Origin of the sequence: Streptomyces sp. NPDC007808, from assembly GCF_042868655.1 — a bacterium.
Lineage (GTDB): Bacteria > Actinomycetota > Actinomycetes > Streptomycetales > Streptomycetaceae > Streptomyces.
In genome coordinates this window covers 1,354,084-1,370,710 of sequence record NZ_JBIAEQ010000001.1, presented here as the reverse complement: position 1 = coordinate 1,370,710, position 16,627 = coordinate 1,354,084, and the positions used below count along the sequence as shown (strand labels likewise).

Here is a 16,627-nt window from a genome sequence, read left to right as displayed (position 1 = left end):
CCAATCAACTCCCGAAGATCCCGATCTCCAGTCCAGCAGGGACATACGAGGCGAGGTGCTTGCCGGCCGCGCTCAGTCGCAGTGGCCGCCCGAGGTGGTGGTGCACGCCCATCTCCGCGCCTCCCTCACCGCCGTGGACGATGACGGGCGGGCAGGTACGGGCCAATGACAGGAAAAGGGGGGAGCCCGGGTTCTCGGAGGCGTAGACGGGGGCGATGTCCGGCCGGTCGCCCTCTCCGGGCACGCAGCGAAATCGGCGGGGCACCCGGGAATCGAGGCGGGCGTAACAGAACCGCAGACACCCGGTCTGGCGGTGCTCGACCCGCACGGGGCCGTCCAGGACGGAGCTTTCGCCGTCCATGGAACGCACGGTGGCACCGCCGCGCACGGTGACACCCCGGAGCGACAGATGAGCGCCTTCTCCTGACAGGGTGAGTCCGTCGTGACCCGGCAGAGGGCCGAGGGCGCTGTCACTGATCGCCAGGACCGGCACGCTCGGCGCCAGCTCGACACCGCCGACGAGGCTGCGCACCACGTTCACCCTCAGGTCGCCGTTGGTAACGTCAGGTGCGTCGCCGCCCGCCACGGAGAGCCGACCGCCCACGGTGCACTGCGAGAGCGTGATACTGCCGGCCTGTCCTGGTTCCACGCGCAGATCTCCGTCGAGGACCAGGCCGTCCAGGACCACGGAGGAGCCGCGAGCGCCCTTCACCCGGAGGGAACCGCGAACATGGGGCCGCAGGCCGTCGGGCACGTATGTGCCGACATTCGGGCGCGCAGGATCGCCACCGGGAACCTGGCGCCGCGGCCATGCGGCCGCGACCAGCAGCAGCCTCGTGCGCTCGGGAACGTCGAGGTTCAACTCGCCCTCGTATCGGGCACTGTCACCGATGGACACCACGAAGGTCGCTCCTGCCGCGGAGCGGCCCGCTCCCCCGGGGCCCCTGGACAGCGTTGCCTCGGCGCGTGCAAGGGCTTCCGAGACGGACGGGACGACATGGGGCCCAGTCTCCGCGCCGGATCGCACCGAGACTTGGCCGATGACGCCCTCACGTTCGTCGAACGCATCACTGGCGAGCACTCGTTCGAGCACTTCCGAGCGGTCGTAGACACCGGCGCCGACGTCCGCGACCCCGCCATGGGCGTACCGCACGAAGACCTGTGTCTCGGGGCCCGCCGGCGCGTTGTCGTGGTGGACGTGCAGGTGGCCGGTCAGCGTGTCGATGCTCACCCGGTCACCGGCGAGCGTCGGCGGGTTCTCCAGCCCGCACACCGACAGCCGGTCCGGCGGAAGTGTCTGGGCGGTGCGCCCGATCCGCACGGCGACCGGCAGGTCCTCAGGCTGCAGGGCGTCCGACCGAGCTGCCTCGAGGAGGGCCAACAGGCGTCGTGGGCGCAGGGGCAGAGGCAGGTCCTCCTCCTGGGCCAGGTGCTCGATGCCGGTGCCGTGCCGCGACCCCGCGAACAGGGGTGAGTGCCGTCCCAGCGGATCCACCGAGAATCCCCGGTCCACCGGCCGTGCCTGCGCCCACCCGGCGTCCTCCAGGCTGCCCGTCGGACGGGCCTCTCCCACCTCGTACGTGTGCCAGGGGAAGAGGAAGATGCCCACGCGTGGGATTCCGTGGCGGCCGCGGCCTCGCTCGATGCCGCGCACCTCCGCGGTACGTGGCAGCGGGTCGAGCGCGCCGCGGGTCAGGTCGACGAGTTCGGGCGGGGGTGTCGACCGGTCGGCACGGAGGTCGTGAGCGGAGCCGGTGAGGTCCAGCCTGTCCCGACCGCGCAAGGAGACGACTGCTGGGCGATCCAGCCGTAGGTGGTTCACATGCGCCGTGGCGGCGAGCAGACCGAAGTACTCGACTGCCCGTGCGGGCCAGCCGGTGACGTCCCGGGCCACCTGCTCCAGCACAGCGGCGGTGCCCTTGCGCCGGCGGTAGGCGACCGTTCGGCCCACGACCGTCCGCCAGCTCGCGCCGGAGCCGAGGTCGGGCAGCGGTTCGTCGATGCCGACGAGGTCGGCGAGATAGGGGATGAGCCATTCGGCACACGTCTCCACGAACCAGCCGTCGAGCAGGTCCTCCAGATCCTCTTCGAGGACGGTGAGTTCGTCGGCGACGGCGGTCAGCAGGGCGCGCAGGGTGCCGCCCGAGGCCTCGTCACGCTTGCGGAGGTGCTGAGGCAGGAGGTCCAGCAGCCGCTGTTCGCGGTGGGTGCCGGACGACGCCGTGTCGGTCATGGCGCCATCACCTCTGTTTCCACGGCGTCGGGCTCCACGCTCAACAACTCGGCGGCGCGCATCCCCTTCTCGTACAGGGCGGGCGCCGCTGTGAGAACCTCCCCCTCCGAAGTGCCGGCCACGACGGGCAGGCGCCGCAGCCGCGGCATCGTGCAGGCGATGACGCCCGGCACCGTGCGGACTGACAGCAGTACGGCGGCGGCCGTGACCGGCGCGGCGAAAGCGTGCCGCGCGGCGCCGAAGTCTCGGGCCAGGGCAGCGGTCACCGCTTCCGACACCGCGTCCCGCTCGAACGCGTGGTCGGCGTGGATTCCGACCCGCACACCGAAGGGCAGCACCTGTCCACGCAGCAGGACGAGAGGCGCTCCGGGGTTGCGCACCGCGGCAAGCGCGGTCCCGAGGGCGTCGATCAGTCCTTCTCCGGCGTCGGCGCCATCCGTCCCCGTGAGCGAGACGACGACGACACGCCGTTGGCCGTCCCAGACCACGTCGGCGCGAGCGTTTCCTACGCCTGCGAAGCCACGGGCGAAGTCCTCATGGTCCCGGACGGAGACCACCCGGTCGAGCGTGCGCAGGCGCAAGGAGGCGTTGCGGCGCATGTCCTCGATTTCTTCCCGTGGCGCCCAGTCGTGGGACGGAGCCGGGTTCGTCGCCTCCTGGATGCCGAACGGCCGCTGTGGCAGGAGGCTGAGCTGACCGGCCGCCACCGCACCGTCGACACCCGTTCCGACGCGGTACACCGCGGTCACGTTCTCCGCGCCGGTGGGCAGGCGCGCACCGTGCACACCGTCGCCGAAGACCGCGTGAGCGGTGCCGTCCGCACTGTTGCGGACTGTGAAGACACGGTCGTGCGGCCCGGCTTCCTTCAGGGAGGGCACTTCCCTCCACTCCGCCCCGTCGACGTGGACGGTCAGGGTGCCGGCAGCGCCTTCCGCTGTGGCCGCTCGCACGTATGTCAGCGGGCCCCGGCGAGTGCTCAGGCGAGGAAACGCGCCGCGGCCGTCGCCGCTCCCGAGGACCTGGGTCACCGTCTCGCCGTGCGTCGCGGTGACCACATTGCCGTGTACGACCACGGAAGCCGGGTCCAGTGCGTGCGTCAGCTTGTCCTCCAGCTTGACGGTCATGGCCGTCGCGTCGGCGGTGTCTCGTTCGCTGACGACCACGCGGGTCACCTCCACGACCTCGGTGCCGTCGCACACGTCGTGCCCCTGGACGAGGACCAGCCGTCCCGGGGGCGGCAGCGGTGTGGTGCGGTGCATCTGCAGTGCCGGACCACGGAGCGGGGCGATGCGGGGAGCGTGTCCGGCCGGCAGGTCGACCGGCACACAGTGGGCCAACGTGCCGCGCCGCTCGAATGCGCCGAGGGCGTCCTTGTTGTCCACGCGTACGTTGGTGGTGCGGCCGCTGAGTCCGAAGCGGGCTGCGCCTGACGGAGCCACCGAGAGGACCTTGAACAACGCGGGCTCAGCAGTCGCTGATTCCAGCACGATCCAGGACCCGGGCGTGATGCGCGGGTTGTCACCGTCGATCTCGACGATGTCGCCGTCGGGGCCGCTCGGCACACCGATGTCGTCCCAGTCGCCGTTCGAGGACTCGGGCGGCTCGGTCCCGTCCGGACGGGTCATCAACGCCGGTTGCGGCGCGTTCCAGCCGAAGGCGTGACACCGTTCGGTGAACCGGAGGACCTTCACGCCCTCGTCCGCTACCGGGTCCGAGGCGGTGCTCTCCCGGGCAGCCAGTTCGAGCCGACTCCAGCCGGATCGTCGCTGTGGCTCGGACAGGACGGCCTTCACCCTTCGGAAGGCCCACCGTCGTGCGCCGTCGCCGGAGTCCGACGCCCAGCGCTCGTCACCGACTACGAGGATCCCGTCGCCCGGCCGTACGTCGGGCACGAGATCAGCGAGCCACACGTGATCACTGTCGAACCGCAGCAGTTGGGGGTCTCTGTCAACGGCGTGCATGGCGTTCCACACCGCACGCGCCTCGAGTTCGGCGTCCGTCTCGAAGATCTGCGGCAGTTCGTCCTGTCGGGGGATGCTCTGCACGGGCATGCCGCGCGGGACCTTGACGAGGGGCGGTGCCCCATCGGTCTCCTCCACGCTGAAGGCGATCTCCGCCTCCGCCGAGACGCCTGGCCTGAGCTCATGGCCCAGAAAGCGGGCGAGCTCCTCGACGGAGCGCAACTCGGTGGCCGTACACAGGTATCCCTCTTGCGCGATGCGTTCCGAGTAGAACGCCACGATGTCCGCGACGATCGCCCAGTTGTCGAGGAGGGCGAGTGCCGGCTCGCCTGCCGGGCGACGGGCCAGCGCTCGCACGCGCAGCGGCTGCCGCTCCCCCGCCAGCGTCGCACGCATCCTCGCCATGGCCTGGCCGTGGGTGCTGGCACGGCGCCGGAGTACCTGTCGGCCAGGTGGGGACGCGGTCGGTGGCGTGGAATCGTCCCGCTCGGGGCGCGTCATGTTCCGCCCCGCAGAACGAGGTCCACCTTGCCCGATTCAGGGCGGTCGGGGTCGCTGTCGCAACGGAACACCTCACGCGCCGCCGCCTCCAGGCGTCCTCGCGCCAATGCCTGGGCCGTCTCGTTGGGATGAGCGCCCACGCGCGCGAACCGGTCCACTTCGACGAGGGTGACACCAGGCACCGACATGGCCCGCCCCAGCAGATCGCTCAGAAAGACCGGCCGACCGAACGCGAGATTGTCGGGATGGAAGAAGCCCCGCCCGCCGTCGGCGAGGTCATGGGAGGAGAACACGTCACGCAGTCGCCGCTCCACCTGCCCCCGCAGGTACCCGGCGGCCAGACAGCAGGTCATGCGGATGTCCAGGGGGACCGCGACGGCCCTCGCCAGTTCGACGTCGACCCCCGCCATGCGACGTGTCTCCAGCGCCTTGGCCAGCAGGAGGGGGACGTCCGGATCCTCTGCCAGTGCCGCGACCGGATCGAGTGCGACTTCCTGGGCGTACCACGAGCCGGTCCAGCGCTGCCTGCCGACCGCTCCCTGCACCGCGCTGTCGCGCATGGCGATCCGGGCGTAGTCGACGGAAGTGACCGCACGTTGCCCGCTGCGCGGGGTCTGCGGCGCCAGTTCGCGGACTTCAGCCAAGGGCTGGGGGGCCGTGCCGCCCGACGCGGCAAGTGGGTTGGTGACGGCGACGCCCGTCAGTTCCGTGGCACCGGGATGCGACAGAAACCTGCGCAGGCTGTCACCGCCCACATTGCCGCGTGTGCCTCCGCCGAGGCGATAGCGGGCGGTGAAGACGGTGCCGGGAGCAGGTCGACGTCCTGTCGTGCCGTCGCCGAAGCGCAGCACGCTCACACCGTCCGGTTCTTGTTCAACGACCAGGTGGGGTGCCACCCGACTGCTGCCGAACAGGTCGAGACGGGGTTCCCAGCGGCGTGCGCCGTCGTCGAGTTCCACCTGGGGTACGGCGCGCAACGGGTCCGGGCGCAGTGCCGCCGCGGCACTCTCCCAGCCGGACGGGTCGGCCGCCCGTTCCGCCGGGGTGGCGGACACGGGCTCTGCCCAGGCCAGGCCCGTGCGTGGCAATCGCGGCCGGTACCTGGACCCTTGGGGCACGCGGGGAGGGTTGAGCGTCTCGTCGGAGAGGGTCACTCCATGATCGGCCAGGGTGACGTTGGCCCAGGCCATCGCCGCCACTTCGGCGGCACCGTCCGCGCCCCGCCGGGAGACCCGGAGTGAGAGGGGGAGCGCGTCGTCACGGTGCCAGTGCACTTCCAGCACCTTGGAGGGGGTGGAGAGAGGGTCGGTGTGCTCGACCGGGTCCCGGATCAGGCGGACCGCGAAGCGTCGGCCCGGATCACCGTCGGCCGGCTCCCCCGAAAGGCCGGTCTCCGCGAGGACGAGGACCTCACCGGCTCGCAGTTCTGGAGGGTCGTCCAGCTCGGCGGAGACGAGAAAGGCCGAGGTGGATCCGGCGGGAAGCACCCGGTCGGGGTCGCCCCAGGCGTGTAGGTTCACACGGTTGCGGCTGGGGACCAGGGTGATCGGGTCGCAGGTCTCGAAGACGACGGCACCGCTGTGCACCGCCTCCTGAACGGTGTTCTTGGTCCCCGCCGGGCCGGCCTCCTGGCCAGCCGGGACGTCCGCGACCGGCGTGCCGCGGGGCAGCTTCCTCGGTGGCTGTCCCCGTTCGATGGTGAAGGCCAGCCAGGCCCGGGCCGAACAGCCCTCGTGGACCCGATAGTCGAGGAGCCGTGCGTGCCTGCTGACCGACGTGCGGCGCCGAGCGGTACCCAGGTAGGCCTCGTTCGCGATCGCATCCTGCCAGTAGGCCAGGCGGTCGCCGAGATAGGAGAACAGCTCCACCAGCGTGATACCGATGTCGGCGGGTGACCGGTCGGTCCAGTCGGGCAGAAGCACCGCCAGCCGGTCGAGCAGACGCACACGCAGTGCCTCGTAGTCCCGCGCGAGGTAGTCGAGGACCGGAGAGGGCGGGTACCGGTCGACGTCGAGAGGCTGTTCCCGGCAGTCGAGTTCGTTCGGGCAGTCCACTCCGAAAGCGAACGGCGCCAGCGACAGCGGCTCGTCGAAGTGCGGCGGGGCCGCGGCACCCAGTCGGCCGCGTAGGCGCAGGACGTACGTCGACCGGTCACCGCTCGTGGTAGTGCGGACGATCAGTACCCGGGCCCGGGCGGGCTCGGGGACCGAGGTCGCGACGAGGGCTCGGTCGCCGTCCGTCACTCCGGGCAGCCCCGCTTCAGCGGAATGCATGGTGTCGCCGGCGAGGGCGACCGCGGGATAGGCCCACTCCACCAGAACCGGGTTGACCCGCGGATCGGGCCGGACTCCGCCCATGATGACGACGGCTGGATCGCCGGCCCCTGTGCCGAGTTCGGGGGGCACCGGAGCGTGCAGCAGATGAACAGCGAGTGTGCGCTGCTGAGGAGTGTCCTGGACGTGTCCGGGCGTGCCCATGTGGTTGGACAGGACCTCCACGAAGTCGATTCCGTTCAAGCGTGGCTCCGCCACACCGCGGACCAGGGCGATGCGGGCGGCGCGGTCCACCCCCGTGCTCAGCGCAGGTTCGTGGCCGGGCTCGGAGGAGGCACCCGTGGACCGACTCATCGGGCACCTCCACTGCTGATCCGCAGAACCCGTCGCTCTCCCGTCGGGGCGCCCTGGTGCAACGGGGAATACACCACCGTGACCGTCAGAACGGTGTCGACGGCCTCGACGGCCACCTCTTCCACGCTGAGCAGGTCGCCCAACCACTGCTGGACTGAGGCCTGGACAAGGACCTGGGTGGTGCGCGCGAGTTCGTCGCCGCCGGGTGCGAACAGCAGTTGATCCACACCGCTGCCGAAATCGGGCCTGTTGACCCGCTCTCCGGGCCGCGTGAGGAGGACGGCCTCGACCAGGCCACGCAGGTACTCCTCGTCGTCGGCGAAGGCCAGCCGCCCCCGTTCGTCGAGGCGCAGGGGGAATCCCAGGTGCATCATCACGTCCCCCGTACTCGCGGTTGGACGGCGGTCAGTGTGAGGGGGACCCCGGTCGGTGTGCACAGTGCCGTGCCTCCCTGGAGGACCAGGGGTTGCCCGAACGAGGTCACGCGCGTGGTGCCTACCTTCCACTGTGCGGCCGTGCAGGGTCCTCCCGCAGCTGGGGGCAGGGAGCAGAGGGCCACGGTCCACGGCGTACCGGCCAACACCGTGGGTTGTCGGGACACCTTCACTCGTGGGTTGAGCGCGGTGGGGCGCGCCTGGCCGGCGTGCGCGCACAGGGCCGTCACGCCCTGATGGGCGAGGAGTCCGGGCATCACGTCACCTCCAGGGCGCCGTTGTTGACCGATACCGAGGAGACGTTCAGTTTCACGCTGGATTTCCCCATCGACAGTTCGATTCCGGTGGCGGTGCACGAGATAGTCATCGGAACCGAGGCGGCGGGTGGGCCGACCTCGATCGTGAGGCCGCCCTTCTGCGGTACGTCACTGAAGGTGATCTTGACGCTGTCCGTTTTCCACACCTTGACGAGGGGCGACGTCGCAGGGACCGGAGCCTCACCGAGGCCCCAGAAACAACCGGCGAGTACGGGGTGGTCGGGATCGCCTGCTTCGAACTCCACCCACACGTGCGCATCGACGGGCGGCACGGCGAAGAAGCCGACCCCTTTGCCCGCGTACGGCACGCACGGTTCGGCCCAGCTCAGGCGGCCCTTTCCGAGCACTGCGGGGACCTTGACCTGGACCCGCCCGCGGTGTTGCGGATCGACGTTGTTCGTGACGCGCCCGCGGTACTTTCCGAAGAAGCGAGTCACTTCACAGCCCTTTCGTTGTCGTGCCGGGGCGTCGTCGAGCGGTCATGGCCGTACCACCGGAGTCGTTGACCCATGGCCGTCGCGTGCCAGGGTGAACTTCTGGGTGTACTGGCCCGGGGCCAGTTCGTGCTCGACCTGCCGGACGTACCACAGGCCGTCGTGCGACCATCCGGCGCCCCTCAGACCGACCAGGGCGCGCGAGCGCAGCACCTCGCCGTATCGGCCCCCGTCGGCCACGCCCTCGGCGACGACGGCGTCACTGCTGTGGTCGACCTCGGCCTGGGCCCGGGCGAAGGCGGTGACCGGGCCGATGCCGCTGTCGCGGACCCGCCGTCGACGCCGGATGTCGCCGAAGTGCCTGGCCCACAGGGGTTGAGCGGACAGAGGTATGCGGGTGCTCCCGGCGGTCGTCACGGGGATGTCCACACCGGTCGTCGGATCCTCCAGGTCGCCTTCGACCAGAAGCGGTGCGAGCGCGTCGGTGCGGAACCGGATGGAGGTGACATTGGTGTCGGGGCCCAGATCCACGGAGAGGGCAGGCTGCGGCGAGGCGCCCCGTATCGGAGGACCCCAGTAGAACCTGCTGCTGGCGAGGCTGGGGCCCGGCAGTACGTAGGCGACGAACCCATGAGCCCTGGCCAGATCCGTGAGGTGGCGGAGGTCGGTCGCGTGCTGCGTCGGGATCCAGTCGACGGGCGAGGGTGTGCTCGAGGCGATCGGCTCGGTGGCGTCTTCAACGATCCGCTTGGCGACATAGGGCGCGAGGATCTTGAGCACCTGCCGATAGGCGTTGAGGGCACAGTGCTCGACGTCGCTCTCCTCGCGGTCGAGCAGATAGGACACGTCCTCGCCGGCGACCGAGAGAGTGGCCTGCCCGGCCGCGTCTCCCGGTGTGAGTTCGACAGCGGTGACGATGCCGTCCATCAGGACGCGCGACAGGGAACCGAACGTCACCACGACCCAGATCCGGGAGAAGGGCGCGATCACTGAGCGCTGTGTCACCGGAGTGTCCACCGCGGCCGTTGGACCCGAGCGGCCGGCGTCGAACACGAGCGTGAAGACGGAACGATCCGAGTCGGTCTCCCGGACCCTGACGGAGCGGAGCCGCGCCGTCAGATCGGGCGGGAGCGGCACGGGCAGCGTCGTGCCTGCGAAGACACTGAGGTGCAGAGGGGCCATCAGCATTCGTCACACTCCCGGTACGGGGATCACCAGGAACCCGCCCTCGGCCCAGGGAGCGAGAAGACCGTCGGGGTCGAGGGCCGTGTTCGCGTCGGCCACCTGCCAGAAGGCCAGCGCGTCGCCGAGGTGGCGATGCGTCACCAGGTCCAGCCGGTCACCCGCGCTGATCCGGTGGACGGCGAGCGGCCGGTCGGGGCCGTGCTCGGGCGGCAGGCGCCTGCGCAGGTGGCGGACCTGGCGCACGTCGCCGTTCGGCTCATGGACGGTGGACGTGACGATCTCTATGCCCTCGTAACGGCTCCGCCCGACCGGCACGGTCATGTCTGCGCCGATCCGACGGCGGCCGCGGCCATCGTCTCTCTCATCACCTGGTGGACGAGGTAGAGGGCATATCCGGGGTGGCCGACCGGCAGATCGTTGTACGACAGCACATGCGCGGACAGTTCCACGGTCGCCCGGGTGGGGAACAGCAGCGGGTCGAAGGCCTGCTCGGTGACGCTGAGGCTTTCGATGCGGATGGGTACGGCCCGGCCGGGCCCCCAGATCAGCAGGGTCAGTGGTGCCTCGGGCGGAAGGATCTCCATGGTCCCCGCAAGAAGGAGAGCGGCCCTCTCGACCACCGCCGCGGTCCTGGGGTGCAGCAGTAGTTCCAGGGCGGCCAGTTGGGGCGCGATGCCGGTGGTTGCGGCCATGGCGTCCCCTTGCTCAAGTTGATCGGTGGCGTCGATGTCCATCGTCAGGGAAACCGTCTCGACCGGCGCGCCGTACAGCCGTCCTGCGTCCGTCGGCGCCACGGCGCGGGGCTCGGGGAGGCCGCGTGGCTGAAGCTTGCGCGTGACTTGGTCGGGGTTGTACTGGAAGGCGATGTGATGCCCGAAGGGGCCGGTCGGGTCCACTGCCACGACGGCCCCCCGGAAGATCCGCGGGCTGCCCGAGAAGCTCTTCATGTACGAAGAATGAGAGCGTCGGCATCACCGGTCCGTCACCACTGCGTCACATCGTCGAGCGACGGACCTGCTCACCCCTGATTGCGGCTTTTGACAGCTTTGATCCAATTAGGCACGATTATTTTCTGTGTTACTCCCTTCTAGGCTCGATGGGAGGGCGATGAGGCAGAGCGACACGGCTGGACATGCAGCCCGGACACCGCACTTCGACAACTCGGCCTCCGTCCACTTGCTGGGCTCCTTCCAGCTCCAGGCCGGTGACACGGAAGTCTTTCTGGCCGAAGGTCCCCAACGCCTGGTGGCACTGCTGGCTCTCCGCGGCCGCATGACCCGGAGCCGGCTCGCCGGCACGCTCTGGCCCGAGAACACGGAGAAACGGGCCTTGGCAAGCCTTCGCACCGCCATCTGGCGGACCAACAGCGCCGCTCCGTGGCTGCTGAACGGCAGCGGAAAGGCCATCGCCCTGGACACGTCCGTCGCGGTCGATGTCCGCTCCCTGGTCGAGACGGCGAAGACCGCGATACGAGGGGAAGGCGAATCGGGTCTGTTGGCCGAGTCCTTTCCCGACGTCGACGATGACCTGCTACCCGACTGGGACGACGAATGGCTCGCTCAGGAACGCGAGCGCCTGCGCCAACTGCGCCTGCACGGCCAGGAGGAACTCGCCGTTCGACTGGCCGATGAGGGGCGATACGGCTTGGCCCTGGAATTGGCGCTCGCCGCACTCCGCTGCGACATGCTGCGAGAAAGCGCCCACCGTTCGGTCATCCGCATCCACCTGGCCGAAGGCAACGTCAGCGAGGCCAAGTCGGCCTACGAGACCTGCCGAAGGGTGCTCGAACGGGAACTGGGGGTGCCACCCACAGCCGACACCAGACGCCTGCTTACGGCGCTCTCGAACTCTCCCTACATGCGATCACGACGCTGAAAAGACCGACCTTCATCGGCTGTGGCGGCACCCTGCTCTGGCCCCCCAGAGTTGTACGGGTGTAACCGACCAAAACCACGCATCGGTGGCCGTCGCATGCAGCAGCGGCAGCCACGGCCGATTATTGGTGCTTCGTTACGTGGGTGCTCTCGACTGCTCGTGGCCGCTTCCCGGCGTGAGGTCGGGGGGGAAGTGAACCGGTTCCCAGGCTACTTGGCGGACGTCGTTGCTGATGTGTTCGGGTCGTTCCGCGGCGGGATCAGCAGCGGTGGGGGCGAGCGCTGCCCACGGGGCCTGATGCTCGACGGCCGGCGCAAGTCGATTCGGCCGATGGCCGAGCGTCCACCGGACGGGAACAAGCAGGCCCTGACGACGTGCCGCTCCCCCGGGGGTGGCTCGGTCGGGGTGGCCCGCCGGTACTGCGGGGAAGGTCGGCAAACGGGCGAACTGCCAGGGCGCGGTCAGTGTCCATGCCGCCATCGACACCGGCCTCGTGTGCGTTGGAGTGGCAGTTGTATCTGTCGCGTGAGTGGACGGACGAGCCGGACCGATGTCGCAGGGCAGAAGTCCCCGAGGGGACGTGGTGCACCGGGAGACGGTCGCTGAGACCGTGGCCCCACGCCGGCCTGACTCTCCACCAAGTCCTCGGCATTCCTCAGGACCTGCTGAGGTACTGGACCAATACCTGCACGACCTGCGGACCCACCCTGCCCAGCCCTACCGGTATCGCGGCACTGTCGATCCGGCTCAACCGTCCGAAGTCGAGTCGGGAGGAATGTGTCCTGGGGCGTCCCATGGCAGCTGGTCACCCGGTCGCTCCTTCGGCATTCGGCGCGCCGCCCAGGCGTCGACGAACAACCGTTCCTGCGGTGAGAGGCCGGAGTAGACCTCAGGTGGTAGGTCCTCCTCGAACCATGCTGTGCCGGGCAGGGCGGAAGCCTCGGTGCGCGATCCCGGAGGGACAAGAACCAGAGCCAGCCGCGGCGGCATCACCTGGGTGACCCTGGCGAGCGCACGCAGCGCGACGAGGGCAGTCTCGTAGTCACCGGTCTCCACCAGCACGAGTGCCTCACGCTTCTCCCTGTCCATGTCCACCGCGCTTCACTGAGATCATTTTCGGACGGTTTCGGAACCCATCACTCGCCGGGCCTTTGCCAGCCCGGCGAGCAAAGGTAAGAGAGCGGTTTGGGCGCAGTCAGCAGCGCCAGCGCTGATTGTCGCCGCCCGTCCAGTCCCACTGGATGATCGGTGCGCCGTCGTCCCCTGAAGCGCCGAAGACGTCCAGCACCTTGTTGCTGTGTTTGGCCGTCAACTTGACGTAGCCGTTCTCGACGGACTCCACACGGAACCGTTGATTGTCGCCACCCCACCAGTCCCACTGGATCACGCGGGCCCCATTGTCCTGGGAAGCCCCTTCGATATCGAGGACCTTGCCGCTGTGCTTGGCGATGATGCGCACATAGCCATCACCCACGGGTTCCAGGCGCCAGTGCTGGTTGTCGCCGCTCCACCAGGCCCACTGGATGAGAGGGGCGCCCAAGTCGAGGGAAATATCCGACACGTCCAGCGCTTTGCCGCTGTGCTTGACGAAGAGAGGCTGGAACTGGTACTCCCAGCGCTGGTTGTCGCCGCCCCACCAGTCCCACTGAATGACCGGCGCACCGTTGTCAGGCGAGATCCCCGACACGTCCAGCACCTTGCCACTGTGCTTGGCCGTCAGCTGATGGACACCATCGGCGACCGATTCAAAGCGCCAACGCTGGTTGTCGCCACCCCACCAGTCCCACTGAATGACCGGCGCACCGTTGTCAGGCGAGATCCCCGACACGTCCAGCACCTTGCCACTGTGCTGTGCCACAGCCCGGACATAGCCGTCGCCCACTGCCTCGAGCCGCCAACGTTGGTTGTCGCCGCCCCACCAGTCCCACTGAATGACCGGGGCACCGTTGTCAGGCGAGACCCCCGACACGTCCAGCACCTTGCCACTGTGCTTGGCAAACAGCGGGGTGACGACCGACCAACCGAGGTGGCTCGCCGTGTACTCGCAGTAGCTGAAGTCGTTTGCCTTCATGATGCACGCGGTGCCGCCGCCGGAGGAGCAGTTCGCACAGTTTCCGTTGTTGACCCCGAACCGTCCCCACCGCCCGCCGCAGTTGCAGTTGCTGCTCGCGTACTCGTCGGGACAACCGAAGATGTGCCCGGTCTCGTGGGCGAACACCCGGTCGATGTTGTCGGGTCCCCACCCGTCGTTGTCGTAGTGCATCACGAGGCGCGGCCCGCCAATGCTCGCATATGCGAAGAATGGGGCCGGGAGGGGATACTTGGTGAAGAAGCCGCAGTACGTCCACCGGGTCCCCAGCCGACTCCGTATGGCCTCGACATAGGCCAGGACCCCGTTCCAGTTGGCGTCATAGCCGAGGGCAGACATGGCAGGGTCCCGCCAGTGTGCCTCCAGGTCGGGAGCATCCGGGTCTGCTTGAGCGTCCAGCGTGACATGCTGTATGTCGTACGCGAAGCTGACGCCGGCAGAGGGATTCACGCTCGCCAGCCACCCCAGCCCGCTCTGGACCTCCGCGACGACCTTCGTACGCTCGGCCTCGGAGAATCGCAGAGCGTCGGTGGGCCCCTCTACGATGACGATGCCTACCGCGACGCTGCCTTCGAGGTAAGCACTCGTCGGTGGAGCAAAGGCGGCCGCTCCCGGATGGGTGGCAGCCGTAGGCGTGGGAACCACGGTGGTGCAACCAGGCATGTCCCACCGCTCGCCCGCCCGGGGACGGGCACTCTTGACTGCACGGAAGTCGTCCGACTCGCGCAATTGCAGTGCCGCCAGCCCGACCTGCTCAATCTCCGCCAGGTCGGTCACTGTCTTCCCGAGGTCTGACGCCGACGGCAAATCGGCAGCCGGAGCCTGGTGATCGACTTCGGCCACGATGTTGAGCCGCCCGAATCGATGAATCGTACGGCCTTGAGTCGGCTGCGCGGGCTCCCGCCGTGTAGACGGATTCTCCGCCACATAGATGTCGTCGCGACTGGTCATGTGGACCTCCAGTACTGCGGCTGGGTATGCGCTGAAGCAGCCGGGGTCGGAAGTGGCACGCCAGAGCCCCCGCAAGCCAGATGAGCCCGTCCGCCGCCTTATAGGCGAACGCTGAACGAAGAGGACCGGCAGCACCGTTGAGGAAGGACGCCGGGATTGCAGACCCATGGGAGCCCGTCGGGCGTCCACGCCGGCTGCACGTCTTGATGGAGATGAAGGAACGTGCCTCCATCAGGGTGGCATATGCCTCGAAACAGCGCGAATCGGTTGCGGCGGTCTGACCTGGCAGCACCAACGGCCAAGACGAACCTGCTTTGTTGAACGGTTGAATGCTGCTGACAGTGCTGCCCCGGTTCTGCCACCCACACAGCTGCCGGTATCCGTGAGCAAGTGGCGGGGTGCTCACCCATCGCGTCCTTCGGTACGCTGCGTGAGTGCGAGGCGGCCAGGCGCCAGGTGGCCTATCCGAGCTTCTGCGTAGGCGCGATCATGAGCGGCTACGTTCTGTGGGCCGACGTCTGAGTCGCAGGCACCCTGCGAGGGCTGGTCTCGTCCGGCCCGCGGGTCTGTGCTGCCGACAGTACGGCTCGAAGATCCATCTGATCAGGGAGCGGCCCGGTCCGCCCGTCTCCAGCGGAACGTCGGCGGCGAGCCCGCACGACAGTCAGGCCGTGGTCCCGCTGGTGAGGGGCATACCGTCGTTCTGGTCCCGCCGCGGACACAGGTGACGCAAGCCGGACGCCTGGCTCGTCGGCTGCCGGCGCCTCCACCGACGCTACGAACGCAAAGCCGATCACTTCCTCGCCTTCACCAGCATCGCTCGCACCCTCATCTGCTAACGCGGACTCACTTACCGATTCGCCAGAGCGCTATCGGACGAACGGATTCGGGTGACGAGCCCTCGACAGGCAGCCCCGCAACGAACTCCGAAAGATCGGACGCCTGGGGCGGCACCTGCCCATACAGGAACCGCTGGTAATGGTCGGCGACAAGACGGCGCAGGTCTGCCTCGGCTGGTTCATCACCACTGAGCTCGAGGGCGACCCGATGTGGCTCACCCGTCATGCGCAACGGCCTGGCCAGGGCGTCGAACCCACAGACGTACTCGTCCGGCATCTCCCACCATGCCTCGGCGGACGCCCGGTCCTGGAGGACGTACATGTGGTAATCGTCATCGAAGAGGATCACGGGACCTATCGGCGCAGTCACTCGTGGAGTATGACGCAACCTGCAGGTCGGTGCGGCAGATGACCTAGAGGTAGTCCCGTATGGGGTGTGAGTTATCCGGTGAGGGCGAGATTGTGGATCCGGTCGATGTCCAGCACGTGCCTGGTGAAGGCCGTTGCCCATGAGCCGGCAGTCCCGCAGGATCTTCCAGTCCTTCAACCGCGACAAAGCGTGTTCCACCAGGGCTCGCGCCCGGCGCTGGACGGCATGCTGTGCTTCCTGGTGTGGGTGAGGTACGTCTGACATCGTCGCTTGCGGTGCGGGATTGCGCTGGCCGGTGCCTCGGTACCCGCCGTCGGCGACGGTCCGGCGCCGCGGCAGGCCGACGTCGAAGCCGGACTCCGCGAACGCCAGGCAGTCGTTGCGGGCTGCCGGGCTGTGGCAGGCCGATGGCCACTACCAGGCGGCTGTTGGCGTCGATCACGTGCAGGTTCGTAGAGACACGCTGGTTCTTGCCGGAGGTGGCCACGCTGCGATCAAGGTGGGCACGAGGGGCCGTCGACGATGTAGACGGTGTCTTTGCGTGGCCGGCGGGCCGACGAGATGGCCAGCAGGGGCGCGCCAAGTGATCGAGGATGCGGTCGGCTGCAAGCTTGGAGACCCCGAACAGCGGCGCCGCTTGCCGCAGTGTGAGGTACGTGCACAGTACGTCGTCCCCAGCAACACGCGGCTCAAGTGCCGCTCGGAGGACGGTCAACTTTTTCCCGGTCGGCAGTTGCACGACGGTTGGCACTGCTTCCCCCTTGCCACGGATAACAGGGCCGCTTCACGTACGGCCCGGAGAACGTCACCG

General features: G+C 68.7%; 12 protein-coding genes and 3 pseudogenes. 3 read left to right on the top strand and 12 right to left on the bottom strand.

Annotated elements, in window-relative coordinates; genetic code table 11:
• Nucleotides 1-4: 4 nt before the first annotated feature.
• The 8 genes from ACFYNL_RS05895 to ACFYNL_RS05860 form a co-directional block, all read right to left on the bottom strand.
• Complete coding sequence (locus tag ACFYNL_RS05895; RefSeq protein WP_388796987.1) at nucleotides 5-2,233, bottom strand: hypothetical protein; 2,229 nt, start codon at nucleotides 2,231-2,233, stop codon at nucleotides 5-7.
• Entirely contained in the window at nucleotides 2,230-4,599 is a 2,370-nt protein-coding gene (locus ACFYNL_RS05890; RefSeq protein WP_388796983.1) for a hypothetical protein, read from the bottom strand. The genes ACFYNL_RS05895 and ACFYNL_RS05890 overlap by 4 nt, the downstream gene beginning before the upstream one ends.
• A 92-nt stretch (nucleotides 4,600-4,691) precedes the next feature.
• Nucleotides 4,692-7,322 (bottom strand): hypothetical protein, encoded by a 2,631-nt coding sequence (locus tag ACFYNL_RS05885; RefSeq protein ID WP_388796980.1) that lies wholly within the window; start codon nucleotides 7,320-7,322, stop codon nucleotides 4,692-4,694.
• The gene (locus ACFYNL_RS05880) at nucleotides 7,319-7,696 is read right to left on the bottom strand and encodes a GPW/gp25 family protein (protein ID WP_388796978.1); all 378 of its coding nucleotides are present in this window, start codon (nucleotides 7,694-7,696) and stop codon (nucleotides 7,319-7,321) included. The genes ACFYNL_RS05885 and ACFYNL_RS05880 overlap by 4 nt, the downstream gene beginning before the upstream one ends.
• A gap of 316 nt (nucleotides 7,697-8,012) precedes the next feature.
• Entirely contained in the window at nucleotides 8,013-8,510 is a 498-nt protein-coding gene (locus ACFYNL_RS05875; RefSeq protein WP_388796975.1) for a phage baseplate assembly protein V, read from the bottom strand.
• Between the two features lie 42 nt (nucleotides 8,511-8,552).
• A complete protein-coding gene (locus ACFYNL_RS05870) occupies nucleotides 8,553-9,695 on the bottom strand; it encodes a hypothetical protein (protein ID WP_388796972.1) in 1,143 nt (380 codons plus the stop codon).
• Between the two features lie 3 nt (nucleotides 9,696-9,698).
• Nucleotides 9,699-10,013, bottom strand: coding sequence for a hypothetical protein (locus tag ACFYNL_RS05865; RefSeq protein ID WP_388796969.1), 315 nt, complete (start codon nucleotides 10,011-10,013; stop codon nucleotides 9,699-9,701).
• Entirely contained in the window at nucleotides 10,010-10,639 is a 630-nt protein-coding gene (locus ACFYNL_RS05860) for a hypothetical protein (protein WP_388796965.1), read from the bottom strand. The genes ACFYNL_RS05865 and ACFYNL_RS05860 overlap by 4 nt, the downstream gene beginning before the upstream one ends.
• Nucleotides 10,640-10,799: 160 nt before the next feature.
• On the opposite strand from ACFYNL_RS05860, the gene ACFYNL_RS05855 reads away from it, so the two are divergent.
• Nucleotides 10,800-11,567: a BTAD domain-containing putative transcriptional regulator gene (locus ACFYNL_RS05855; RefSeq protein WP_388796962.1), complete on the top strand. Its 768-nt coding sequence runs from the start codon at nucleotides 10,800-10,802 to the stop codon at nucleotides 11,565-11,567.
• Nucleotides 11,568-12,314: 747 nt separating this feature from the next.
• On the opposite strand, the gene ACFYNL_RS05850 is transcribed toward ACFYNL_RS05855, so the two are convergent.
• Together ACFYNL_RS05850 and ACFYNL_RS05845 are read right to left on the bottom strand one after the other, a co-directional pair.
• The gene (locus ACFYNL_RS05850; RefSeq protein ID WP_388796959.1) at nucleotides 12,315-12,656 is read right to left on the bottom strand and encodes a hypothetical protein; all 342 of its coding nucleotides are present in this window, start codon (nucleotides 12,654-12,656) and stop codon (nucleotides 12,315-12,317) included.
• 106 nt (nucleotides 12,657-12,762) lie between these two features.
• A complete protein-coding gene (locus tag ACFYNL_RS05845) occupies nucleotides 12,763-14,607 on the bottom strand; it encodes an RICIN domain-containing protein (RefSeq protein WP_388796956.1) in 1,845 nt (614 codons plus the stop codon).
• Between the two features lie 584 nt (nucleotides 14,608-15,191).
• On the opposite strand from ACFYNL_RS05845, the pseudogene ACFYNL_RS05840 reads away from it, so the two are divergent.
• A pseudogene (locus tag ACFYNL_RS05840) lies at nucleotides 15,192-15,332 on the top strand (IS5/IS1182 family transposase); the annotation flags it as partial.
• An 18-nt stretch (nucleotides 15,333-15,350) separates the two neighbouring features.
• Nucleotides 15,351-15,446: pseudogene (locus ACFYNL_RS05835) on the top strand (IS5/IS1182 family transposase); the annotation flags it as partial.
• Between the two features lie 7 nt (nucleotides 15,447-15,453).
• Here ACFYNL_RS05835 and ACFYNL_RS05830 read toward each other — a convergent pair.
• Nucleotides 15,454-15,795 carry a hypothetical protein gene (locus ACFYNL_RS05830; RefSeq protein WP_388796953.1) on the bottom strand — a complete coding sequence of 114 codons (342 nt, stop codon included), beginning with the start codon at nucleotides 15,793-15,795 and terminating at the stop codon, nucleotides 15,454-15,456.
• Nucleotides 15,796-15,887: 92 nt separating this feature from the next.
• Nucleotides 15,888-16,519 (bottom strand): annotated as a pseudogene (locus ACFYNL_RS05825) (transposase family protein); the annotation flags it as partial.
• Nucleotides 16,520-16,627: the final 108 nt, after the last annotated feature.

Coding starts and splice junctions, on each gene's coding strand:
- ACFYNL_RS05895 (WP_388796987.1), bottom strand. CDS start 2,233: ATGACCGACACGGCGTCGTCCGGCACCCACCGCGAACAGCGGCTGCTG.
- ACFYNL_RS05890 (WP_388796983.1), bottom strand. CDS start 4,599: ATGGCGAGGATGCGTGCGACGCTGGCGGGGGAGCGGCAGCCGCTGCGC.
- ACFYNL_RS05885 (WP_388796980.1), bottom strand. CDS start 7,322: ATGAGTCGGTCCACGGGTGCCTCCTCCGAGCCCGGCCACGAACCTGCG.
- ACFYNL_RS05880 (WP_388796978.1), bottom strand. CDS start 7,696: ATGATGCACCTGGGATTCCCCCTGCGCCTCGACGAACGGGGGCGGCTG.
- ACFYNL_RS05870 (WP_388796972.1), bottom strand. CDS start 9,695: ATGCTGATGGCCCCTCTGCACCTCAGTGTCTTCGCAGGCACGACGCTG.
- ACFYNL_RS05865 (WP_388796969.1), bottom strand. CDS start 10,013: ATGACCGTGCCGGTCGGGCGGAGCCGTTACGAGGGCATAGAGATCGTC.
- ACFYNL_RS05860 (WP_388796965.1), bottom strand. CDS start 10,639: ATGAAGAGCTTCTCGGGCAGCCCGCGGATCTTCCGGGGGGCCGTCGTG.
- ACFYNL_RS05855 (WP_388796962.1), top strand. CDS start 10,800: ATGAGGCAGAGCGACACGGCTGGACATGCAGCCCGGACACCGCACTTC.
- ACFYNL_RS05850 (WP_388796959.1), bottom strand. CDS start 12,656: ATGGACAGGGAGAAGCGTGAGGCACTCGTGCTGGTGGAGACCGGTGAC.
- ACFYNL_RS05845 (WP_388796956.1), bottom strand. CDS start 14,607: ATGACCAGTCGCGACGACATCTATGTGGCGGAGAATCCGTCTACACGG.